Annotated in this window: 18 protein-coding genes and 1 pseudogene; all 19 read right to left on the reverse strand. The window is 46.3% G+C overall.

Annotated features, from left to right (window positions below; all coding sequences use genetic code 11):
* Position 1: 1 nt before the first annotated feature.
* The 19 genes and pseudogenes from parE to leuC all read right to left on the reverse strand — a co-directional run bounded on the left by parE (position 2) and on the right by leuC (position 24,455).
* Positions 2-1,981, reverse strand: a complete 1,980-nt coding sequence (gene parE, locus NSQ68_RS14365) for a DNA topoisomerase IV subunit B (RefSeq protein ID WP_028540692.1) — start codon at positions 1,979-1,981, stop codon at positions 2-4.
* Positions 1,982-2,079: 98 nt separating this feature from the next.
* Positions 2,080-3,069: an ABC transporter permease gene (locus NSQ68_RS14370; protein ID WP_039271187.1), complete on the reverse strand. Its 990-nt coding sequence runs from the start codon at positions 3,067-3,069 to the stop codon at positions 2,080-2,082.
* Positions 3,062-4,138 carry an ABC transporter ATP-binding protein gene (locus NSQ68_RS14375; RefSeq protein WP_029518152.1) on the reverse strand — a complete coding sequence of 359 codons (1,077 nt, stop codon included), beginning with the start codon at positions 4,136-4,138 and terminating at the stop codon, positions 3,062-3,064. The genes NSQ68_RS14370 and NSQ68_RS14375 overlap by 8 nt, the downstream gene beginning before the upstream one ends.
* Positions 4,138-5,085 (reverse strand): GDSL-type esterase/lipase family protein, encoded by a 948-nt coding sequence (locus NSQ68_RS14380; RefSeq protein ID WP_307345916.1) that lies wholly within the window; start codon positions 5,083-5,085, stop codon positions 4,138-4,140. The genes NSQ68_RS14375 and NSQ68_RS14380 overlap by 1 nt, the downstream gene beginning before the upstream one ends.
* A 175-nt stretch (positions 5,086-5,260) precedes the next feature.
* Positions 5,261-5,941 carry a TIGR00266 family protein gene (locus NSQ68_RS14385; protein ID WP_342426338.1) on the reverse strand — a complete coding sequence of 227 codons (681 nt, stop codon included), beginning with the start codon at positions 5,939-5,941 and terminating at the stop codon, positions 5,261-5,263.
* A gap of 227 nt (positions 5,942-6,168) precedes the next feature.
* Positions 6,169-6,909, reverse strand: a complete 741-nt coding sequence (locus NSQ68_RS14390; RefSeq protein WP_342426339.1) for a CAP domain-containing protein — start codon at positions 6,907-6,909, stop codon at positions 6,169-6,171.
* Positions 6,910-7,117: 208 nt separating this feature from the next.
* Positions 7,118-7,579 (reverse strand): GNAT family N-acetyltransferase, encoded by a 462-nt coding sequence (locus tag NSQ68_RS14395; protein WP_342426340.1) that lies wholly within the window; start codon positions 7,577-7,579, stop codon positions 7,118-7,120.
* Entirely contained in the window at positions 7,572-8,756 is a 1,185-nt protein-coding gene (gene purT, locus NSQ68_RS14400; RefSeq protein ID WP_342426341.1) for a formate-dependent phosphoribosylglycinamide formyltransferase, read from the reverse strand. Before purT ends, NSQ68_RS14395 begins: the two co-directional genes overlap by 8 nt.
* A 130-nt stretch (positions 8,757-8,886) precedes the next feature.
* Positions 8,887-10,725 (reverse strand): ABC transporter ATP-binding protein, encoded by a 1,839-nt coding sequence (locus NSQ68_RS14405; protein WP_029518157.1) that lies wholly within the window; start codon positions 10,723-10,725, stop codon positions 8,887-8,889.
* Positions 10,722-12,497: an ABC transporter ATP-binding protein gene (locus tag NSQ68_RS14410; protein WP_307345933.1), complete on the reverse strand. Its 1,776-nt coding sequence runs from the start codon at positions 12,495-12,497 to the stop codon at positions 10,722-10,724. The genes NSQ68_RS14405 and NSQ68_RS14410 overlap by 4 nt, the downstream gene beginning before the upstream one ends.
* A 263-nt stretch (positions 12,498-12,760) precedes the next feature.
* The gene (locus NSQ68_RS14415; protein WP_342426342.1) at positions 12,761-16,411 is read right to left on the reverse strand and encodes a dynamin family protein; all 3,651 of its coding nucleotides are present in this window, start codon (positions 16,409-16,411) and stop codon (positions 12,761-12,763) included.
* 202 nt (positions 16,412-16,613) lie between these two features.
* Positions 16,614-16,763, reverse strand: a pseudogene (locus tag NSQ68_RS14420) (glutathione peroxidase); the annotation flags it as partial.
* Positions 16,764-16,892: 129 nt separating this feature from the next.
* The gene (locus tag NSQ68_RS14425; protein ID WP_013310628.1) at positions 16,893-17,165 is read right to left on the reverse strand and encodes a hypothetical protein; all 273 of its coding nucleotides are present in this window, start codon (positions 17,163-17,165) and stop codon (positions 16,893-16,895) included.
* 58 nt (positions 17,166-17,223) lie between these two features.
* The gene (gene nth, locus NSQ68_RS14430) at positions 17,224-17,898 is read right to left on the reverse strand and encodes an endonuclease III (protein WP_029514969.1); all 675 of its coding nucleotides are present in this window, start codon (positions 17,896-17,898) and stop codon (positions 17,224-17,226) included.
* Between the two features lie 213 nt (positions 17,899-18,111).
* On the reverse strand, positions 18,112-18,762 hold the full coding sequence (locus NSQ68_RS14435) for a GerMN domain-containing protein (RefSeq protein WP_342426343.1): 651 nt from the start codon (positions 18,760-18,762) through the stop codon (positions 18,112-18,114).
* A gap of 45 nt (positions 18,763-18,807) precedes the next feature.
* Complete coding sequence (locus NSQ68_RS14440; protein WP_342426344.1) at positions 18,808-20,307, reverse strand: N-acetylmuramoyl-L-alanine amidase family protein; 1,500 nt, start codon at positions 20,305-20,307, stop codon at positions 18,808-18,810.
* A 295-nt stretch (positions 20,308-20,602) separates the two neighbouring features.
* A complete protein-coding gene (locus tag NSQ68_RS14445) occupies positions 20,603-22,177 on the reverse strand; it encodes an N-acetylmuramoyl-L-alanine amidase (RefSeq protein WP_342426345.1) in 1,575 nt (524 codons plus the stop codon).
* Positions 22,178-22,407: 230 nt separating this feature from the next.
* The gene (leuD, locus tag NSQ68_RS14450) at positions 22,408-23,010 is read right to left on the reverse strand and encodes a 3-isopropylmalate dehydratase small subunit (protein ID WP_342426346.1); all 603 of its coding nucleotides are present in this window, start codon (positions 23,008-23,010) and stop codon (positions 22,408-22,410) included.
* Positions 23,011-23,030: 20 nt separating this feature from the next.
* Complete coding sequence (leuC, locus tag NSQ68_RS14455; protein WP_307345964.1) at positions 23,031-24,455, reverse strand: 3-isopropylmalate dehydratase large subunit; 1,425 nt, start codon at positions 24,453-24,455, stop codon at positions 23,031-23,033.
* Between the last annotated feature and the right edge of the window lie 629 nt (positions 24,456-25,084).

The raw sequence follows: 25,084 nt of genomic DNA on the forward strand, positions 1-25,084 counted from the left end.
ACTACTCTACGTATTCCGTGAAATCTACGTTTTCCACGATCCAGCGTTTGCGTGGATCCACCTTATCACCCATCAAAGTGGACACCCTACGTTCAGCCTTGGCTGCATCCTCTATCTGAACGCGTAACAAGGTGCGTGAATCGGGATTCATCGTTGTTTCCCATAACTGATCAGGGTTCATTTCCCCGAGCCCTTTATAGCGTTGTAGCTCAAAATTTCGTCCAAATTCTTTTAAGTAATTATCGAGCTGCTCGTCAGTCCAAGCATAACGCACGGTTTCGAGTTTACCCGACTTTCGAGTTATTTTATACAATGGCGGTTGAGCAATAAATATGCGTCCTGCATCAATAAGCTCTTTCATATACCGATAAAAGAACGTCAACAACAGCACTTGAATGTGCGCACCATCTGTATCTGCATCGGTCATAATGATGATTTTGGAATAATTGCTGTCTTCCAGCGAAAACTCTGTTCCTACCCCCGCACCAATAGCTGCTGTAATAGCACGGTACTCATCATTCTTCATAATATCCGCCAGTTTGGATTTTTCCGGATTCATCGGCTTGCCCTTTAGTGGCAATATGGCCTGAATTTTGGAATCCCGTCCCTGCTTGGCTGATCCTCCAGCCGAATCGCCTTCCACAATAAACAACTCATTACGTGTAAAATCCTTGGACTGCGCAGGCGACAGTTTACCATTCAAATTGGAACTTTCACTGCGTTTTTTACCAGAACGCATTTCATCCCGAGCTTTACGTGCAGCTTCACGCGCTCTGGATGCTTGAACTGCCTTCTTGATCAAAGTTTGTGCTATCTGCGGATTTTCTTCCAAAAAACGCTGCATCTGCTCAGATACGATGGCATCCACTGTACTTCGTGCCGAAGCGCTACCCAGCTGATCCTTTGTCTGACCGACAAATTCAACCTCAGCCATCTTGACACTGATTACAGCCATCATGCCCTCACGTAGATCGTTGCCCTCCAAGTTTTTATCCTTTTCTTTCAACATCACCGTTTTCCGGGCATAATCGTTCATGACACGAGTGTAAGCGGTTTTGAATCCTGTTTCATGCGTACCTCCGCCACGTGTCGGAATGGAGTTGACGAACGAAGCAATCGTCTCTGTATAACCTGCATTGTACTGGATGGCAATCTCTACTTCAATGTCTTCTTTCTCGGCATTAAAGTGAATAACGTCATGCAGCACATCCTTGCCCTCATTCAGAAAAGCAACAAACTGACTTGCTCCACCCTCATAAAAATACTCATCCGACTTTCCGCTGCGTTCGTCTTTAAGTTGAATACGAAGGCCCGAATTTAGAAAAGCAATTTCCTGAAGGCGCTCAGCCAACGTATCGTAGTTAAAATGAATGCCTGCCTGAAAAACACGAATATCCGGTTTAAATGTAATTTTCGATCCCGTCTTGTTAGTATTGCCCAGCACTTCAAGGCCTGTGGTCGGTTCCCCGACATGCTCCACGCCCTTCTTGTCCTGCCAATATTCAAACCGCTGACGGTGAATCTTGCCGTCCCGGTAAATTTCTACTTCAAGCCATTCCGAAAGAGCGTTCGTTACAGACGCACCTACACCGTGCAAACCCCCGGACTTTTTATATCCCGAACCGCCAAACTTACCTCCGGCGTGCAAAATGGTGAATACAACCTGAGGCGTAGGAATTCCCGTTTTGTGCATTCCCGTAGGAATACCGCGTCCGTTGTCTGATACCGTAACGGAACCGTCCTTATGCATTGTAATATCAATGCGAGAGCAAAACTTGGCGAGATGTTCATCCACCGCGTTGTCTACAATTTCCCATACCAAATGATGCAGCCCCGAAGAACTGGTGCTCCCGATGTACATGCCCGGCCGTTTGCGAACTGCCACAAGCCCTTCGAGCACTTGAATGTCGTCCGCGCCATATTCCGAAGCTCCGCTTTGTGTGCCGGACACTCCCGCAGACAAGTCGATTTTGTCGACCATTCATGCTCCCCCTTTGTCTAATCGTAACCGTGTTTTGCCTTATTCTTGATGATTTTCACCAAAAATGCAAACAGATGTTTTCTTTTACCTTGTCCATTTTAATTCAATATATCCCGTTTCGTAAAGACGGCGAATGAAACAATCAATGCCGCAGCCCCCCAAATGCCCAGTACAGCTAAAGAAAAGGGTAAAGTCATTCCCTCAATCGGGGCGGGGCTTCCAGATAAATAATCGGTTAATTGGAGGTTAACCATAAATAAATATTTAGCACTCTGCCAAGATGAAGCCATGTTTGTCAAAATAGTGCCCGAAATAAGCGCAGCCATCATGACTACAATACTTGCCGCCGTACTTCGTACCAGGACAGATACCATAAAGGCTAACGAAGCTACCACAAGACTGACAAACCAGATCAATCCGGCTTGCAGCATCAAATAATGCCATTGTGGAATCGCATGTACAGCAGACAAATCCACCGTCGATCCAACAATTTGAAATCCGGTAAATACCGGAACATTAAAACCGCGAAAACCAAAAAACAAGCCTGATATGAGATAACTAATCACAAATACAGCCAAAATAATGAGCGAAACGAACATGTACAGTGTCAGCAGTTTACTCAGCAGTATTTTCCACCGCCTGACTGGGCGGGTCAGCAACATTTTTATCGTGCCTGTCGTTCGTTCTCCTGAAACCAGATCGGAGGCAATGGCCATAATCAACAGCGGAACGAACAAATTTATCGAATTATCCATAAACTCTCTGGTAAAGGTGACACCACTCGGCTCATTTGGATTCACATCATTTTCCAAATAATATTGCATCTGCTGCACAAAGACCCGACGGTAGGTCTTCCATTCCTCGGGAACCCGGTCACTTCCCAGCGAGTTTTGATTATCGGTAATCGCCTGACGCAGTTCAAGCCGCCAATCATTGCCGAATTTTTCGCGATTGTTTTCTGCCACTTTCATCTGAGCGTACGTAAAAATCGGCACAAGCACAAGTAAAACAAGTAAAATGACATAAAATCGTTTCTTCTTGATAATTTTGAGTGTTTCATTTTGTACGAGCGGTAAAATGTTATTCAAGTATCTCACCTTCCGTCATTTTCAGGAATAGCTGCTCCAGTGTAGGGTTGATTTTGGTTACACCTTTAACGGAAATACCGGAAGCCGTCATTTGTGTCACTAGCTCCGCAATATGCTCTTCATCCATTTCTGTAAAAATTGCATCGGCTCCGCTGCCTGCAACAATACTGTCATCAATTAATTCATCGGCGTTCGTAATCATTTGCACATGCGGAGAATTTTGCAATATGGCAAGACCCTGATCACGAGGCTCCAGTTGCCATACGGCCATGTGCGAGTGCGTCTCAACCAGTTCCCGTACACCACCTACAGCTAGTACCTTTCCCCGACTTATAATTGCCACCCGATCACATAGCAGCTGAATTTCGCTAAGCAAATGACTGGAAACAAATACAGCCATGCCTTCTGCCGCTAGCAAACGGATAAAAGCTCTCATTTCCTTGATCCCCTTGGGGTCTAACCCGTTCGTCGGTTCATCCAAAATGAGCAATTTCGGTCTACCGAGCAAGGCTTGGGCTATACCAAGACGCTGGCGCATTCCGAGAGAATACGTACTTACTTTATCATGGATACGGCGATCGAGCCGAACTAGCTCAACGACTTCGCGGATACGCTGTTCGTCTACACCAGGCTGCATACGGGCAAAATGCTCTAAATTTTCCCACCCTGTCAGATAGCTGTACACTTCTGGATTTTCCACAATAGAACCAATATGCCGTAAAGCCTGCTCAGGATCACGATTTACATTATGTCCACAGACGGTAATCGTCCCTTCCGTAGGCTTAATTAAATCGACCAGCATACGAATAGTCGTCGTTTTCCCAGCCCCATTAGGACCGAGAAATCCGAAAATTTCACCCGCACGAACGTCGAATGTTACATCATGAATGATCATTTTGCGTTTGATACGTTTCTTAACGTGCTGAACAGAGAGAACTGTTTCGTTATTGCTTCTGTCTCTACCTGTGCTGCCAACCTGATTGGCGGAATGGAAACTGGACACTGCATCCCTTGAGGTCGAATTTTCGGTTATTCCAGTCCCGTTCTTGTCAGCAGATTGGATGCTCATTACTTGTTCCCTCCCTTTTTCACTTCAGCAGGTTGGCTATTTGTAGACTGTTGTTCATTATCCTCATTATCAGCATCCTTCGTGGTTGCAACTGCAAACCCTTGCGCGATACGTTCAGCAATCGCCTGATAGCCCTGTCCGTTTGGATGAAAATGATCCGATGATAAATAGACGGGCAAATTTTGCTGGAATAAGTCGAAAGTTGGAACCAGAGTCATGTTGCTGTTTTGGTTGGTAATTTCCATGGCAGCCAGATTCCATTCTGTTACCACAAGATTACCGGGAATTTTCATTTCCTGCAGATCACTGAATGGATTATATAATCCGACATAGATAATTTTAGCATTCGGATTGATTTTCCCTACCTTTGTCAGCACTTTTTGCAGACGCTTGGCGGCATCAGGCACAGCTTTACGCAAACCACTGAGTGTAGGTGGCTCTTTGCCAGTTTGGGCAGCCTGAGCCCCCTGAAATAAATCATTTCCTCCAATCGAGACCATAATAACGTTAGCCTTTTTCAACACATAAGTAACACCAGGCTCATCTAGCTTGGTCAATAGTCCTTGAGTCGTCAGTCCATTAATCCCCAGATTATTTATGAGCTGAGCCTTATGGCCTTCCTGATTATTTAACAAGCTCACCGACCGACGCACAAAACCACTTCCGGAGTCATCCCCCGTACCTTTGGCTAGCGAATCTCCAATGGCAGCTACCCGAAACTCTCCCGTCTGCGTAGTAGCTGATGGCGCAGTTTGTGTCTGCGGTGAACCGGAATGTACAGGTTGAGTGCTAACCATTGGCTCTGGAGCCGTGATACTTTGTACTGCTGTAATAAATCCGTACAATAATAGCAATGTGGCGGCAATGGAAACGGAACCGACAGACCGCCAAATCCATTTTGATGAATTCACTCGTGTTCCCTCCTGATAGCTTAGTGAAATAAACATAAGGCTTCTCATATCATTTTGCAAATAAACCGTTCTGGATAAAAACGCAATAAATGATTATAGTCACATATAATTTCCCATGAACATGCAAAAAAAGGATGGCAAATGGCCACCCTTATATTATACTTTCTTGTGCGAACAGTTTATCCTCTCATCTCTAATCAGACGAACCAAACTATTTGCTATCAGGGATGAAACTTTTGATCCATTGTCCAAAACTGCCCGGATTTCGACTTTGAATCAGTACCGTCCCTTCACCGCGAAAGCGGCATACAAGCGCTTCTCCACTCGTCACGCTGGACAACCAGCCTTTTGATGCTTTTTCAATTTTATAATCCATATAATTCGGCCATGCCACCAGATGAGCATTATCAATAATACGCTCCTCTCCTGGCGCGATGCAAATGGGATGAATGGCTCCATAAGAGGATAGGAATACCGTACCTCGACCACTGATTTCTACGATAAAAAAACCTTCACCGGAGAATAAACCTTTCATCAGGTTTTGCATTTTGGTGCCAACCTCAATGCCTTCTGTACAAGCTAGAAAACCGTCCTTTTGGACCATCAACCTATACGTACCATCCAGTTCCACCGCTTGTACATCACCTATACTGGCAGGGGCTAACAACACTTCAGCCGGTCCCCGGGCTGCCCTCAGTTCTTGAAAAAAGAATTTTTCTCCGCTTAGCATTCTGCCTAAACCACGTAACAGTCCACCGTCTACCGTCCCCTTTATATCTACACTGGAAGACATGGAAACCATTGCTCCCATTTCCGCTTTAATCATTTCCCCGGGGTTCAACTGCACCTTGAGCATAGCAAAGGCACCTTCATGCACGATTTCGTAGCTCATTTTGCTCACCTAGCTTTCCATAAGTAGTCTGCTATCCATTCAACTCGCTGCTATCATACTATAAATACGTCCTTTATGTCTTTTCTGGTATAAAGCAATGGTTATGCCTGTGGAGGAATATAAGAGACACCAAAAGACCCGCTGAACGTGTCAGCGGGTCTCCAGATTAACGTCATCCCACTATCTTTTAACAGCGGGATGACGTTTCGAACGTATTTACTATCATCTTAGTTACGTGTGAACTCTTGTACCCAATATCCATTGTAGTAAGCCACACCGATTTGCGTATATTCTGCCTTCAAAATATTCTCACGATGTCCCTGACTGTTCATCCAGGCTTTCATTACTTCTTGTGGTGTTTGTTGTCCCATAGCAATATTCTCACCCGCATACGTATAAGTTACACCGAATTTTTTCATCATATCAAAGGGTGAACCGTAGGTCGGAGATGTATGGGAAAAGTAATTGTTCGTGCTCATGTCCTTCGCCTTGGCTAAGGCTACTTCTGTAAGCTTCGCATTAGATGTAAGGGGCTTCAGACCTTTTTGGCTGCGCTCGTTGTTTACAAGCTTTACAACCTCAGCTGCAAATTGGGACTTGCTGAGTTGTGCATCAGATCCTGCTGACTGACCCGCGCCTGAGTTTGTGTTTTGTTTTTGGGCCTGTTGCTTGTTACTAGACTGCGAAGCCTTTTGGCTACCCTGTTTGGTTGTTGTTTGCTTGCCGGATGAAGGATTTGCTGTTTTGGTTTTAGCCTTGTCCTTTTCAGAAACATCCTTAATTACGGTCTTTGTTACCGTAGTCGTCCCGTTGGACATATTGACGGTATATCCGTTATTTTGAAACCACTGTTGTAGTTGGGCAGTCAAATCGTCAGCTGGTGAAGCTGATGCCGGAACGATGAATCCTGCAGATAAAATAGCGCTTAGACTTCCCATCACAAGTGTTTTTTTCAACATATTCTTCATTTCGTCATCTCCTTGTTGTATAAATGCCTTGGTGTGAACGTGTCTGGTTACAACTTTGTAATCTTTACTCTAGCAGTATATCATGTTTTATAGCAGGATCAATGGTATAAAAGTTGGAAAAAAAATAGTCCCGCTCGGAAATGACCCATGCGGAACTAAGTTAAAAATAGTGAGGCTTTAAGTATTAGATTGTCTTGTTATAGGCTGATTATCTAAGCTTTTTGCTGAAACGGTAGCCTTGCTTTTCAAAGCCGATTCGGTTGTAGAAAGCCCGGGCCTCTACTTGTTTGATGCGGTTATTCGCTCCTGTAATGAATAAATGATAGCATCCTTGCGCACGTCCCCACTCCTCACCACAAGCCACCAGGCGCTTGCCAATGCCCTCGCCGCGATACTCCCCGCTCACGACCAGCATGGTGATTTGTACGGCAGGATCAGGATAAGCCAAGCTTTGAGCCGTATGCATGCCGATTACTCCGACAACACGACCATCCATTTCTGCAACCATCATATTCGCTTGACTGTCATCCCGCGTTGTTCCCATAACTTCTTTCATTACACCACAAGTCATCGGGTATCCGACTTCTCTTAGTAGTCCTGTTACGGCTTCGCAATCGCCAAGCTCTACGGAACGAATTGTCAGTACTGGAATCATCACATTGTTAGACATGATTTACCTCCACTTTCAGCATATTAGCAGCTTCTTTGGCCGTCTTCCGTGCTGTTTCCACATCTTCTGCAGCGCTAAGCGCTACAGCCATCCGGCGACCCGGCTTGGTTTCTGGCTTCCCGAACACTCGCACCTGTGTCCGGGGTAGCAATAATGCATCATGCAGACCGCTTATTACAAAATCCCGCGTAGCCACTTCTGCCTTCAAAGTAGCTGAAGCTCCTGGTGTAAGCAACGTGACAGAGGGCACCGGGAATCCGAGGATGGCCCGCACGTGAAGTGCAAATTCAGACAAATCCTGCGTGATCATGGTCACCATTCCTGTATCATGCGGACGAGGGGATACTTCACTAAATATGACGCCATCAGCCGTTAAAAATAGCTCTACGCCAAACAAGCCGTAACCACCCAGTTCATCCGTAATCGTACGGGCAATGTCTTCCGCCTCCGAAAGCTGCTTGTCCGTCATGCCATGGGGTTGCCAGGATTCGACATAATCCCCATCTTTCTGAACATGGCCAATCGGTGGGCAAAAAGTCGTACCCGAAACCGATCTGACGGTCAATAAGGTGATTTCGCTCTCAAACGGGACAAAAGCTTCAACAATGACACGTGTAGTTTTGGCACGCGCGCCTTCCAGCGCCGTATTCCAGCAGGATTCTGCATCTTCGAGTGTCCGGCATACAGACTGCCCTTTACCCGATGAACTCATCAAGGGCTTGACCACGCATGGCGTACCCAGCTCATGGACCGCCGACCGCAACTGCTCAAAATTATCTGCAAAACGATAGGCAGCAGTCGGAAGCTGTAATTTCTCGGCAGCCAGCTTGCGGATACCTTCCCGGTCCATCGTAAGTCGGGCGGCACGGGCCGTTGGTACTACGTGAAATCCTTCTTGCTCTAATTCTTCCAAAGCACCCGTAGCAATAGCTTCGATTTCAGGTACAATTATGTCGGGCTTTTCCTCACGAATTAGTACCTTCAAAGCCTCAGCATCCTGCATATCCAGACAGTGAGAGCGATGGGCTACCTGCATTGCTGGAGCCAGTTCATAGCGATCAACAGCAATACATTCCACGCCAAGCCGCTGAGCTTCAATAATGACTTCTTTTCCCAATTCGCCGCTACCCAGCAGCAGCATCTTCTTAGCCTTGGCAGAAAAAGGAGCACCCCACATCTTGAACTCTTCCCCCTCTGACGAAAATTGCTCTGATCTCTTTTCATCTTTATTTTCAGGGTTTAGCTCCAAGAATGCAATAGTGCTCGGCATTTAAATTTACAAAAAACGCGATTTTTTGATCTTTTTTTTACAAAAATCTGAACTGTGCTTCCACCAGCCCCCGATATATTCCATGTTTTTTCATCAATTGTTCATGATTACCACTTTCTTGGATTTCCCCATGATCCAGTACAACGATATGATCAGCATTCCGAATGGTAGACAAACGGTGAGCGACCATAAAAGAAGTTCTGCCTTCCAGTAAAACCTGAAGAGCCTCCTGAATTTTCAACTCCGTTTCCGTATCAATACTGGCTGTGGCCTCATCCAGAATAAGAATTCGCGGATTAGCCAGCAAGGCACGAGCAAAGGATAAGAGCTGTCGCTGGCCCATGGACAGCATTCCCCCCCGCTCCTCTACTTCTGTTTCATAGCCAGCTGGCAAGTGAACAATGAATTCATGAGCATTGACCGCCTTCGCAGCTGCTTCAATTTCCTCATCCGTTGCATCCAAACGGCCAAATCGGATATTATCGCGTATCGTCCCCGAAAAAATAAATGTATCTTGAAGCACGATGCTAATCTGGCTTCGCAAGCTCTCCACCGTGACATCACGCACATCTTGACCGTCAATCGTAAGCCGCCCTGACGTAATGTCATAAAAACGGCTGAGCAGATTAATAATTGTACTTTTACCTGATCCGGTATGACCCACAAGCGCTATAGATTGACCCGCTTCGACGGAAAGACTAATACCTTTAAGCGCCTGACGTCCCTTCTCATATTCAAAAATGACCTTTTCAAATTGGATATCGCCCCGAATGGGCGGCAAGGCTTTTGCTCCCGGTTTGTTCGCAATATTCGGCTGTTCATCCATAAACTCAAAAATTCGTTCTGACGAAGCCATCGCAACCAGTAACTGATTATACATTTGACCCAGCCGATTAATTGGCTCCCAAAAGTTCCCAACATAGTTGGCAAACGCAACCAGCAATCCCACTGTAAGCTGATCTGTCTGAATTAAATGCGCTCCAAACCAGAACAACACAAGCGTACCAAATCCTCCGGTAATATCAATAAGTGGGCCAAAAACCTGATTCATGGCAGAAGCCTTATCCCACGATTTTTTGCTAGAGCTGTTCATGTCGTCGAAATAAGCCATGTTTTCCTGCTCCTGCGTATACGCTTGTGTCACACGAATCCCCTGAATAGACTCATTCAAATGAGAGTTGATACGCGAGTTCTTCATACGCACTTCTTGCCAAGCGCGACGGATGCGAACGCGCAGCTTGGTCGAGATCAAAAACATGATCGGAACGGTCACAATTACTGCCAAACCGAGTTTCCAGTTAATAAGCAGCAAAATGACAATAATTCCAATAAGCTGTACACAGTCAATCAGAACATTCACTGCACCGTTCGTAAAAAGATCCTGTAGCGAGTTAATGTCATTCGTCACGCGCACTAATACAGAACCTGCTGGTCTCTTATCAAAAAAGTTAAAAGATAGCTTTTGAATATGCTTGAACAAATCTTCACGCAAATCGTAAATAACCCGTTGACCGATAATATTGGTGAATTTAATGCGGTACGTGCTGGCTGCCCATTGAATTAAATATAGCAAGAGCACGGCACCCGTGATGAGCAGCAGTAACTTTACGCTGGGTAGTGCAGGCCATGCGGGAGCAATTGCTTTATCGATGGCCAGACTGATCAAATAAGGAACCGTCAGTTTGGTAATGGTGCCAAGAATCATCATGACCAGAAGGATCGGCAAAATCTGACGGGCATAAGGCTTCATGTATGCCAGCAAGCGTTTGAATTCTGACCAGTTAAACGGTTTGTCAATGACATCATCATCTTGATAGACAAAGCGCTCATTCGTCGGCTTTTTTAACGGTTTGGCTTTTTCTGCGGGTATATTCATGGTCTCACCTGCCCTTCGGATACACCGTCTGGAGCCTGAGCTATGTAATCGGCGTATTGAATATGATACACATCCTGATATGGACCTGGAGTAGCAATAAGCTGTTCATGTGTTCCACGCTGGACGATTCGTCCTTCCTCAAGCACCACAATTTCATTGGCATGGCGAAGCGAAGAGATTCGATGAGCGATTATAAATGTTGTTCGACCACGCATAACCTCTTGAAAACCGGTCTGTATTTCATGCTCTGTTTCCATATCGACCGCACTGGTAGCATCATCCAGTACCAGAATTTTCGGATTTTTGAGTAGTGCGCGCGCGATGGCGATCCGTTGTTTCTGCCCTCCGGACAGTCCCAATCCACGTTCTCCAACGACAGTGTCATATCCCAGCGGTAGTTCAGTTATGAATTCATGCGCCTGAGCCAGTTTGGAAACGCGTATGATGTCATCCATACTGACATGACTTAACCCATATGAAATATTATTGCGTATAGAGGACGAAAACAAAAACGTCTCCTGAAACACGGAAGAAATTTGAGCACGTAAATCGCGAATCCTCAAGTGACGTATATCCTTGCCATCCAACTTGATACTTCCTGCATTCACATTATAAGCGCGCATGAGTAATTGAATAATGGTAGACTTTCCTGACCCCGTTCCTCCTAAAATTCCAATGACTGACCCCGGCGGTGCGTCTAAATTGATGTCAACAACAGCAGGGAGCTTATTTCCGTAAGCAAAGGTAACATGTTCAAACGTAACATGTCCCTCCACCTGATCGGCATCGAGTGTAAGTGCTCCGGCTTCGTCGGTTACATCTATGGACTGATTCAGCAGCTCCAAGACCCTTTCACCGGATGCTTTGGACTGCGTGTAGTTATTGATATGAAAACCGATGCTCCAGATGGGGCCGATAATATACCAAATTAAGCTAAAGAAGGCGACGAGCTGCCCCAAGGTCATTGACTTCTGAATGACCAGATATCCCCCCATGCCCAACAGAAGGACCACACTGACAGAAGCAATTAGTTCCATAGCGGGGAAGAACCGACTCCATAAGGAAGCAGCCTGAATTTGATTACTTTTGTATTGCTCGTTACGTACTGAAAATTTTTCAACTTCATATGATTCGCGGGCAAAAGATTTGACGGTTCGCACACCTGTTATGTTTTCTTGGACCGCTGTCGTCAAGGCGCTAAGGGCAATCCGCATTTCCTGAAAGGTGGGATGAATCCGGGATTCAAACTTGAATGTGACGAAGAGCAGCAATGGCATGCTGATCATCGTAATGAGGGTGAGCTGCCAGTTAATATACAGCATCATCATAGAGCCGAATACGACCATCAGTAGCACATTGAGGAGTTGGGCAAAACCAAACCCGATAAAGTTACGAATTGCCTCCAAATCGCCAGTCAGTCGAGACATAAGATCTCCCGTTTTGGCCGTGTCATAATATCTAAAGGACAGAAATTGCAGCTTTTCGTAACAAGCATTGCGGAGGCGGTATGCCAGGTAGTTACCTAGCCGTCCACCAAAAAAACCATGTAAAAATTGCATGAACCCTTTGATGATGACTACTCCCAGCACAGTCAGAGCCAGCGCCGGAACTTTCCCGAAGTCACCGGGGATGATAGCGTTATCAATTAGCCTTTGGAGCAGGTTCGGATACACCAGTCCCAGAGCCGTCGCTATCGCAAGGCATAAAATAGAAAGAAACAGATAGTGTCTCCTCTCGCGAAAAAAAACTTGCAGTTGCCTGAGCACTTCCATGTCAATGTCCCTCCATTAGTTGCACGACGTTGTTATATGGCTTAGTGAAGTTTACCATTCGCATTCCAAGGCGGCAAAGAGGATAACGAGCCGTATTCAGGCAGGTTATCAATTGGTGGGTGATTAAACAAATTAAATCGCTTTCTTATTATTGAATGTGGCTATTTACTCAGTATTGCTTACTTTTTGGAGTATGCATAAAACACCGGGTTGTCCCACAACCCGGTGTCCTGATCTTTAATCATTGGTGAACATATTTATCTTTACTCCAAAGCCGCAATCTTGCCAGCAAGCTCTTCCCAAACCTGTGGCTGCTCACCGCCCATAAGGGCATGCTCCATGCCACGAGTCGTCTCCAGCATTTGCTCTCGAAGCTGAGCTTTCTGCCACAATTGTTCCTCCTGCATCAGCGTAACGTAAAAAGAAGACATTCGTTCTCGTTGCTGATCCACAGCTTCCCCGATTCGCTCGCGTAATATCGGCTCCAGTTTGGTTTGTAGATTCGCTCGACCAGTTCCTTCAAAAAATAGCTTTGGATTTTTAAAGCTATTCCAATAATCCTTCCAATGAATGGACTCCTGCAGGGAAATTTCATTCAGCTCGGGAACAGCCCATTTTCTGGATTCAGGAATTGTGCAATCTAGTCCTGGCAACTGATGGTTCATGTGTTCTACGCACTGTTGTATAGCCTTGTGTACCAAAATTTGTCCCGTTTTTTCCAGCCGGAGTGTGGTTGCCAGTAATTCCTGAGACAGCTCTAGTTCAATCAAGCGCATCAGCTCGCGACCGCAAGATGCAAAAGCCGAACGAAGATCACCTACTCCTTCACGCAGAACAGATGGATGAAACGCCTCTGCCATAAATTCTCCAGTCCGATAGGACAGTCTTTGACGTACATGATACAGCAGTTCATCGGTTTCGCCCGATAACACAGATGCACCGTTGCTGTCAGTCAGGCCTAGGAGCGTATGCTCCAATTCCCCACGGATGCGAGTTAATCGCTCTAATCGGATCTCACGTTCTTCCACGCTATACCGGGCATCGGCTGCATGTTGCTCTATGCGGTTCCGCAGCCGGGCCAGTTCCTGCATAGCAGAAGCGATAGACAAACCTGCCAGCTCTTCGGCTGCAAATGCCGAGAAATCATTTTCAAATACATCAAAACGTGAAGCTGAACGCAGCGAAGCCTCCCCCTGTTCGGCAGCTTCCAACGCCAGCATACTGGAAAGTTGATAAATACGTGGCTTTCGAATTCCATTCGTCTGTAGTTGTTCCTGTACATGCTGGGTAACAGAAATCAGTTCCTCTTCAGAAGAAGCTAGATCTGATGCATTAACAATAAAAAACGTCTGATCCAGTGCCAAGGTCTCTTTGACTCGACCTAGTTGATTCAGGAACTGCCGGTCGCCTTGCGTAAACGCATGGTTATAATATGTGACAAATACAAGAGCATCCGCATGCTTCATATAGTTGAAGGTCACGCCTGTGTGCCGTGCATTCACAGAATCCGCTCCTGGCGTATCCACTAGCACGATGCCCTGACGGGTCAGAGCGCAATCATAATAAAGGTCGATATGCTCCACAAAGCACGATTTGTGCTCAGACGCGACAAAATCTCGATACTGTTCTAAATCCACCTGAAGCTGTTGTCCCAGCAAGCTTTCAGCTTCTTCCCATCCAGCTGCGGCAGCCTTTAGAAAACTATAATGAGGCCTGCCCGCAGGATGGATGCCTTCCGGAGATAAAGCATGAACGGTTTCTTGCCAGCCCGTTGCCCCTGGCTCTCCCAATCCTAATAACCTAAATGAGTATTTAAGATCTTCCCGCAACGCGTCCACTGATTTCATATGGACGTCAGCCGTGGCATGGCGCTCAGCACTTGCAGGCGCCATTATGCGGTTAATCGCCGCTGTCGTCGGATGCGGCGATACGGGCAACACAGCTTCACCCAGCAAAGCGTTGGCGAAGCTGGATTTCCCAGCGCTGAACGCTCCGAACAGCGCCAGCGTAAACTGCCCACCCTCCAGCGCAGCGGCGCGGGCATGTAAATCCCGTACCGCCGCTTGCATGGCAGGGTACGGGCTTACGAGGGCAGCGGCAGCCTTCAATTGGGCCGCTGCTGCATCCAGCCGCGTGCGGCGGCCTCCAGCGGCAGGCTGTGCTGCCGTCGTTCCTGCTAGCGGCTGCGCCGATGCATTGCGCGAGCCAGCGATGCCAGGGCGCGCAACGCCCGTTGGCGCCGCAGCAGCGGCGGTATCGGACGCCGATGCAGGCGCGTCCGCACGGGGCAACCCGCTTGGCGCGGAAGCCTGCGGCAGCAAGCTGCGCAACAGGCTGGCGTACGAAGCCGAAGCCTGCACGCGGGTGCTGTAGCGGCTCGCCGCCTCTGCCTGCGCCAACAGCGCAGTGCGCTTCTCTGCGAGAGCCGCGCGGTGGGCTTCAGCTCGCACTGCTAGCTGGGCCAGCAGGCGGTCTAGCAGCGCCAGCGCCTTGCGGCGGCAATCGGCGGTCACAGCAGCGCGTAGGTCCTTGCAATAGTTTAACGTATACTCTGGTGACAACGCATTTTCCTTCACGGTTTGCTCTACCAGTTGTCGGTCCGTCACAGGGTGGATGTCCTCCAACTCTTGCTCCAGCGCAGCGGACCACAAACCCTGACCGTCACCCCAAGACCTCAGTAACTCCCGTACATGAGGAAGCAATTGTCCCTCCACCTGATCAGTCAGCATTCCTGTCAGCCGTTCCAAACGCCTTTCCTTTTCTCGCTCGGTCTTTCCTCCTGCGAACCATAGTCCTGTTTTGAAGCCCGGCTTGCGGCTCTCTAAGTATTCGCCTGCGACTTCACGTAGCTCCGCTGGCGTCAAATGTGCGTGTTCTAGTAGATGATCCAGCTGTTGACGCAGTCGTTTACGCTCCTGCTCCGGGAGCATCTTCCAGTGTTCATCTTCTTGCTGCAAAGTTTTCTGCTCTATATCCAGCCGCAAAATGGCTTCTTCTCCACCTGCTTCTTTTAGCAGTGCGCTCAGTTCCTCTTCTTCAGTTGCCCGCACAGTCTCCACATGTCGCTCTACCAAATGATGCATAGAGGAGACTAAACTGTATGCCAAAAGCTCTGTTTTTCGCTCCAGCAATTTCGGAATCAGGTGCGTCAACTGTTTCCACTGGTTCCATGGATGATTCTGCTCCTTCAAGGAAGTAAAAAGGATGTCCGTATAATGAACCTGCCAGGCGTGAAAGCTAGTCTCCACCTCATTACGATAACGTGTAAATGAAAGCTCCCGCTCCCGGTGTTTATCGATTTGATTGATGATCAAATATAACGGCTTGCCCCAATCCGATAAACTTTTGGCAAAGGACAAATTATTTTCAGATTGGACATGGTTGTAATCCATTACATAAAAAACAATATCTGCCCAATGTAAAGCAGAATGTGTCGCCAGCGCATGTCCGTGGTCTGTGGAATCGACACCGGGTGTATCCAGCAGCACTCCTCCGTTAGATAATATCGGAACATCCTCCCATACTTGAACCGATTCATAGGCTCCACCATTTTTACAATACTCCGCAAGCTCGGACAGGGAGGCTTCCATGCTTTCCTGATCTGGATTTTCCGCTGATTGGGCTGGATGAATGAGTGCTCTCGGACGTCCATAACGGATGGACACTACATTAGCGCTCGTAGGCACCGGTTCAGATGGCAGGACGGTTTTACCACACAGGCTGTTAATCAAGCTCGATTTACCCGCAGAAAAATGTCCACAAAAGGCAATGGTCAGCTCCTGCGCATATGCTTTTTCCAGCAGATCCCCTACCGCCTTCGCTCCCGCTTCATCCCCGGCTTTACGCAGTGTATTCTGTATCTGTTCTATCGTATCCAACCACTTTCCCGCATCTCCTGTAATCGTTTGCATCATAAGCTACGGTTCCACTCCTTATCACTTGTCTGCACCAAATAGCTATATTGTAGCATTCCTAAGCCATTGTGAGAATCATCACATCAAAAAAACTAAACAGCGCTCCCCGCCAGTACCTGGCTTTAGGGAACGCTGTTTTCGTACATGATAACAATAAGTTCATTTTATTCTGTCCAAAACGGACATTAGGAATAAGTATTTAGGCAACCGGATGCATTTCATCAAAGTCCTTAAGGGACAACGACGAAGCAAGATATGTAAACAACGGGTGAGCCTGCTCATCACGTACATTCACCTTTTGGAACATGCGGAACGAGACACCATAATTCAGGGTACAAAATATATGCACACTTCATTGGAAGAGGCTCTATCCATATCAGGATGGTCTGCAAGGTTCGTGTATATATGCGCCTTCGGGCTGGTTAAACCAGCCGAGCCGCCTATACCGGAACATGCAACGCATGTCGTCCGCTAATTGAAATTAATTGGCTGCAGTCTCAAGCACTGGCAGCAAAATTTCAAATACTTGACCATGCTGTAAAATCGTAATCCCACGGGATTTGTCCTTCATTACTACCACTTCTGGCTTTTGTGACATACGCTCCAGATAATGCTCAGGTACATCACCGGAATGACTAACCGTGATTCCCTCAAGCTCGCGCTCTTCGTTTTCAGCAAATTCTGTTGTTACAATTTGCTCAAAAATATCAGAGAATGCTTCAAAATTGTCTGTATATACCGAAATGCACTTCATACTCTTCATCCTTTTCTACACATAAATGGTTAAACCCTCTTGTTACCTTTGTGGGTCTTTAAGCTCTACGTTCCTTATCTTTTCTGATAAGAGACGTTTTCATACGTTTCTTGCCTTCCCTGCATACATCAAGCAACGGACACACCTGACATTGAGGATTTTGAGCTTTACAATGGTAGCGTCCGAAAAAAATGAGCCTGTGGTGGGTCAAAGACCATTCATCCCTAGGAACCCTCTTCATCAGCTTTTTTTCCACCTCAAGCACTGAATCATCCCACCCTGCAAAGCCGAGTCGTTTGGAAACGCGCTCTACATGCGTATCTACCGCAATAGCTGGTACATTAAAAGCAGTAGATACAACGACATTAGCCGTCTTGCGGCCAACACCGGGTAGCTTAACCAGTTGATCGTGCTCCGAAGGTATCTCTCCCCCGTACTGGTCTATTAAAATACGACAGAGGTTATGAATATGCTTGGCCTTGTTTCGGTACAAGCCGATTCTGCGAATATCCTGCTCCAGTTCCTCAAGAGGAACAGCCAAATAATCCTCAGGTGACTTGTATTTTTGAAACAGGTCTGCCGTTACTTTATTGACCATCTGATCGGAGCATTGAGCAGACAATAACACGGCGATCGTTAATTCAAAAGCATTGTCATGGTTCAACTCACAATGGGCATCCGGAAACATCGTACCGATGGTGTCCAATATATGACGTGCGGTTGCTGCATTCACGGAAATCCTACCTCCTACCAAAAAAAACGTCTTGATACGGGATAGCCCGCATCAAGACGGTCACTCTAAATAATCATCCGGAAAGAAACGAATACTATTTGTGCATGACTGCCTGCATAGGCGAGAAATACACTCCTATATTATCATTATCTGTCACAGATTGCACGTGAAAAGTGTGCAAATTCCCAAGAAATTTTCATACCGTCTGATCGGTTAGCGACTCATGGGATGATCCAAATCTACATGCCCCATTAAGGACTCTAGAGATTGACCATCTACGAGCAAATCCAGCGTTTTGACTTCCTTGAATTGGAACATCGTTTTCTTCAAGGCATCGATAGCCAATTCCTCGCCGCCAGCTCCCAATCGAGCCTCGTCCGGCAGGGAAATATCAAAAGTCAATGCACCGTTATCCAATTTGATCTTATGCACGGAAATTTTCTCGGACCACAACGGGATTAGAGTAGAATCCCCACTCTTTTGCAGAGCTTCAAACGCTTTTTGCAATTTTTCCAGCTCGCTTGGATAGGTAATTTCCTTTTTCTGTTCTTTCAAGCCGTTCTCTTGTGTATCCGTGTAGTACACCGTAATCTGCTGTGTTTGTCGATCTCCTGAATTTTCCGTGTCCGTCTTGGTCTTTGTAGGCTCTGTTGACGGAGATGCAGGTGTTTGACTCGCCCCATTATTTTCAGTAGACTGATCCGATGGATCAGGGGTCGTCTGTTCGGGTGTGCTATTTTGTGCATTAGAAGTTTGTGTTTCCTGAGATGGAGTCGCAGGAGCCGTTGTTTGCTTGGAGGCGCACCCTGCACCTGCAATGGAAAACAGTGCCAGCAGACCTGCAATTACGATTTTCTTGTTCATATGTCCCCCTCCTTGCTTGACGTTGACAAGCGATTTGTTGAAGATTTATTTTACGTCGAGATACTCTGTGATTCCATCTGCAATCCCTTGAGCTACCCGGTTTTGAAAATCTTCATCAAACAGTGTGGCTTCCTCTTTTGCATTACTCAGATATCCTACTTCAAGCAATACGGCTGGCATAGTCGTTTCCCGAATTACATGGAAATTGCCATAACGAATGCCGCGGTCTGTCAGGCCCGTCGCAGGAGCAAAGTACTTGTGCATAACGTTAGCGAACGCTTTGCTTGCACTACGCTGGTAATACGTCTCTGTACCGTTGGAAGCTGAGCTACCGCTGCTGTTAGCATGAATGGACACGAACACGTTAGCATTAAGGTTTTCAGCTACTTTTACGCGCTGTTTAAGCTCCAAGAATGTATCATCACTGCGTGTCAGCACAACCTCAAGTTTGGGGTTCTGCTTTAAAATGCTTTCTACTTTCAGAGCCATCGCTAGGTTGAAGGTCTTTTCATAATTTTTTCTCGAAACACCAACTGCTCCAGAATCTTTTGCTCCATGACCAGCATCAATAACAACGACCTTTTTACCATTGCTGTTAGTTGGTGATGTCTGTGTGTCATCCGGCTGTGAGTCATCTGGTAACGTTGCGTCTGGCGTGGTATTCACTGAATCCTTGGAAGCCAGATCGACGATAACACGATTCGAGCCATCATTATATGCGGTATAATTCATGGCATGTTTCAAATCAATAACAACGCGCACCGTTGAAGGTTCCTTTTGGAATAAGGCATAACGGATACCGGATACATCCGCTTCATTCTCAATGTCCAGCGAACCGTTTAAGTTACTATCCAGCTTTTGCTGGTCTCCAAAATTGTCAGCAAACGCAGTCGCTGGCAAATCCACCACTACCCGATCAGGACCTGTCATCGTAAACGCTTTCGGCTTGACTGCACTGGCTGTAGTGATAGTTAAACGGTTTTGGCTGAAACTGACTCCCTGCACCTGTGTAACACCTGAGTTCGCATTATTCGTTGGTGCAGTTACATTTCCAGTACCTGTACTGTTATTTCCGGACTTGGGAGGTGTAAATTCCCCGTTTCCAGACCCGCTACTGCGGGTATATAATTTTACGGACTTGGAGCTGCTGTCCCATTTTACGTCCAGTCCCATTTGCTCGCCGATAAAACGAAGCGGTACAAGGGCATAATTGGAACGCAGCAGAGGCGAAGCATCCAGACTAATGTCGCTTCCATTGACAGTCGCCGTCTTACTTCCGATTATCATTCGGATCGAGGTACTGTCCTTCTCAATCGTTATGGTTCGCGCCTGCTGCTTCCATGTCACGTCATATCCCAAATTTTCAGAAATTACGCGTAGCGGGACCATTGTACTTCCGCCAATTACTTGTGCCTTAGCACCACTAGGGACACTTAACTGTTGATCGTCGAGATAGATTTGTGTTCCACTCGAAGCCGCATGTCCATAACCCGGAACCGCCCACATGAAGACAAATAATAACAACAAAAAACCAAATTTCTTCATTCGTCACCCTTCCATTCATAATTTTTTTGCCACATGCTCCGGTGCGGCGACCTGATATACGCGCTTATGTAATATCAGACAACCTTTTAGACGTTATCTCACACCAAAAGTTGCGAATATATTCCATCATAACAGAAATATACGTGCCAAAGAACTATTTTTGTCGAATTTTGACTAAAAAAATGGATCATTCGTTTTCCGTCAAAAGTCACAGCCGAAAAAACTAAAAAAGCTACTTTTCACCCCCCATGAATTTTCATTAAAAGGTGGAAAGTAGCTTTTTGCAAATATCCTTTTAGTTAAGTGATCCAGTTGCTCCTGTGCCCGTTCCAAGGTACTCCTTCAGACCATCGACAATACCTTCGGCAATCTTCTGCTGTGTTTCTTCTGTGAACATGGCCGCTTCATTTGACAGATTACTAAGGTAGCCACATTCCAGTAGTACCGCAGGCATTTGTGATTTTCTTGTCACCACATGGTTTGCCACCTTAATACCGTTATCCTTGAACTCGGTTGCTGCTACAAGATGCTTGTGCATGATCGTGGCCAGGTCCAAACTTTCCTGACGTGCATAATAAGTTTCAGACCCATTAGCTTTTCCGTTATTAGAAGCTGGCATACTGTTACCATGAATAGAAACAAACACGCTAGCCTGTTGATTATTAGCGAGCTGTGGTCGTTCATCCAGCGTGGGATACGTATCTCCATTACGAGTCAATATGATTTGAATGTCAGGATCATTTTGCAGAAGTTGCTCGACCTTTAACGCTACCGCCAATGCAAATTCCTTTTCATGTCGCCCAGTCACACTACCTGCTCCAGGGTCCTTGCCACCATGTCCGGGATCAATTACGACGATTCGCCGTCCTTCGACATTCGTTGGTGTTACCACTGCTGAATTCACACTACGCTCACGCAATTGAAGGGTGATATCGCCTAGGCCATTGGTTGAAAGATCGTAATCACGTGTCTGATTTAAAGCAATGACAATGCGTACGCCCCCATCTCGTCCATCTGCGGGAGCAAATCTAATTTCCTGCACATCCTCACTGTCACTATTCGTCAACGCCCGCGTGCCATCGGTGCGAATCGGGAACGGCTGAAGAAAATCAGTCGCCAGTGAAGCCCCGGGTAAATCTACAACAATACGATCATTCCCTGTCATTTTGGATACTTTAGGGGTAACATCTTTATTCAGAGAAATCTTTAACGTTTCACCCTCAAAAGTAATATTTTTTACAAGCAACGCATTTGCTGCGGTCTGTTCTGTATTTTGCTGCTTGGTTGGTGAAGATGCAGCTTCAGTATGCTTGTCTGCTTCAACTGGATTAATTGTCGTCGCTGTTGCTGAAGACGTTTTATTGGTGCTTGTTGTACTCTGTGTTGACGTTTGCGACGATTGTGGGGATTGAGACTGTTTATTCGGTTGTGGAGTTGCTGTCTTTTGACTAAGATTTACGGATTTACTTTTATTATTCCAATCTACTTTTAGACCCATTTGCTCCCCAACAAAACGCAATGGAACCATGGTCGAGCTACCCCGAAGCACAGGAGGTGCATCCAGACTAACTGTTTTTCCATTCACATCAGCCGATGTACGGCCTACATACATAGACATATCTGTGCTATTTTTTTGGATTGAGATTTTATAGGCTTGTGGTTCCCACTTGAATTGATACCCTAGCTGCTCCCCGACCACCCGGAGCGGTACCATGACTTTTCCATTAACCATTTCAGGCTTGGCATCTGCAGGCGCTTCCACCCTTTTGCCATCTAAAAACAAATCTGCTCCAGCCGCGTTCACATGAGGGGAGGACGGCCACAACCAAATCAAGATAGCCGCTAGTATCACCCAACCATATTTCTTCATCCTCATTCCCCTATCTTATATATGTATTTTTTGGTGTTTCTCACAGACACAGTCCTTCAACCATTTTACATTTACAATACCATGCTGAGTCGAACCGTCAACCCCTTATTTTCCAATTTTTTTTGAGCATAATAAAAGCCCGCAGGCAAAAGAATTGCCAGTACGGGCTTTCTGTCTAACAAATGAGCAAGCTATATGGCTTCGTATTGAACCTAAACTGGGAATTATGATTATGCGCCTTGTTTCGCAGCGCGTCTTTGTTCATACGCCAGAATTTCAGATTCATGCTGGAGTGTCAGTCCAATATCGTCCAAGCCTTGCAGCAGGAACTGACGGCGATGTTCATCCAGATCGAATTCAATTTTCAGACCATAGTCGTCAGTGATTGTTTTTTCATTCAGGTCTACGTTCAATTGGTAGTTATCATGCTGCGCCGTACGCTGGAACAATTCCTCTACTTGCTCTTCAGACAGCTTGATCGGCAATATACCGTTTTTAAAACAGTTATTATAGAAGATATCTGCATAAGACGGAGCAATTACGCAACGAAACCCATAGTCCATAATCGCCCACGGTGCATGCTCACGTGAGGAGCCACAGCCAAAGTTAGCGCGAGAGATCAGCACAGACGCCCCTGCATAACGAGGCTTGTTCGGTTCAAATTCAGGATTGATATTGCCTGCTTCATCAAACCGCCACTCGTAGAACAGAAACTGTCCAAAGCCCGTACGCTCAATTCGTTTCAAAAACTGCTTAGGAATAATAGCATCTGTATCCACGTTCACCCGATCCACAGGTGCTACAATTCCTCTTAATGTTGTGAAAGCTTGCATCGTAATTCCTCCTCTGTATCCTAGCGGACTACTTCTTCCTGCTTGAATTTCCAATCCCGTACATCAACAAAATGTCCATGAATCGCCGCAGCGGCTGCCATTGCTGGAGATACCAGATGAGTCCGTCCTCCGCGTCCCTGACGACCTTCAAAGTTACGATTAGAGGTCGAAGCGCAACGCTGTCCCGGTTGAAGTACATCTGGATTCATCGCAAGACACATACTGCATCCCGCTTCCCGCCACTCAAATCCTGCTTCTTTAAAAATGATGTCCAGACCTTCTTGTTCAGCCTGAATTTTCACACGCCCCGAACCTGGTACGACGATGGCCGTTACTTTGTCAGAAACCTTGTAGCCTTTGGCAACCTCAGCGGCTGCACGCAAATCTTCAATCCGCCCATTGGTGCAGGAGCCGATAAACACATAATCAATAGCAATATCCGTGATCGGAGTACCTGGCTTCAAATCCATATATTCAAGCGCTTTTTCAGCTGCTTTACGTTCATTTTCGGTTGGCAGTTCTGCCGGAATCGGTACAGTTGAAGAAATATCTGTACCCATTCCCGGGCTGGTGCCCCAGGTTACTTGCGGAATCAAAGCATCTACGTCAAACTCCAGCACGACATCAAACTCAGCGCCTTCATCTGTGACAAGCTCTTTCCACTCAGCAACCGCCTGCTCGAAAGCGTCTCCTTGCGGTACATGTTGACGTCCACGCAAGTAGTTGAAGGTGGTTTCGTCCGGTGCAATCATTCCTGCTCTGGCTCCGCCTTCAATGGACATGTTACACACAGTCATGCGCTCTTCCATGCTCAATTCGCGGATAGATTCACCTGTGTACTCAATAACATAGCCTGTAGCGAAATCTGTACCGTATTTGGCGATGACACCCAAAATCATGTCCTTTGCTGTCACACCAGGTTTCCGGCGGCCTACAAAACGAACTTCCATCGTTTTGGCTTTGGCTTGTTGGAGACATTGTGTTGCCATTACGTGCTCTACTTCACTGGTTCCGATACCAAAAGCGAGTGCTCCAAACGCCCCGTGTGTGGAGGTATGGCTATCACCACAAACAATCGTTTTGCCCGGATGAGTCAGACCAAGTTCAGGCCCCATAACGTGAACGACACCTTGATCCACCGTATCCAGATCATACAGCGTGACACCGAAATCACGACAATTTTGAGTTAATGTATCAATCTGCTGCTTGGAAATCGGGTCCGTAATATTGTAACGGTCCTTAGTCGGTACGTTATGATCCATCGTTGCAAACGTAAGCTCTGGACGACGCACCTGACGGCCGCTAAGACGTAATCCCTCAAACGCCTGTGGCGATGTTACCTCATGTACGAGGTGAAGATCGATGTACAAAATACTCGGCTTACCTGTTTCCTGATAGATGACATGGTTATCCCAAATTTTCTCGAACATAGTCTTTTTACTCATCATTATTCACCCCTGTGTTTTTCGAACCTAGTGGAGAGAAGCTGAACGGCTCTCTCTTGAATGTCAACAATATACCACGAGATGTCTGATTGGTCTAAGATATGATATCTATAGAAGTGATAGGTTAAGGCTATAAGGATAGATGAGGTGAATATAGGCGGTTCATTGCACTGATTTCTCTATCAGCGCTTAATAGTAAAAACACTCAACTAAAATTCGAAGGTTAAAAAATGGATTATTCAAACGGATAAAATACAATGAACCATATCGCCTTTTCCAAGGTACTGCAGTTATTACATTAAAGTAACCAAAAATAGGATAAAAAGAGTCGCCTTTTCGGCTAATGGAAAGTACCAACCAACCATTCCAAAAAGAGACGACTCCATGAATCAGTCTACCTTATTTCAGCCGCTCCGGCATGGATCAGGCGTCGTTAAGGGGTTAATACCCTACCTTCTCTGGAAAAACCGCTGAGGTTCCTTTTGTCTGTCTAAAACGTTGTTTCAGTAATTATGACCAAATGATAAAAAGTACAGGGCTAAACAGCAATTCGAAAAAATGTCGATGGAGCTTAAGAATCTTTATAAATGAATTAATTTCAAGATGATTACCAGCAAAATGAACAGTGC

The organism is Paenibacillus sp. FSL L8-0158, assembly GCF_038592965.1.
Classification (GTDB): domain Bacteria; phylum Bacillota; class Bacilli; order Paenibacillales; family Paenibacillaceae; genus Paenibacillus; species Paenibacillus polymyxa_D.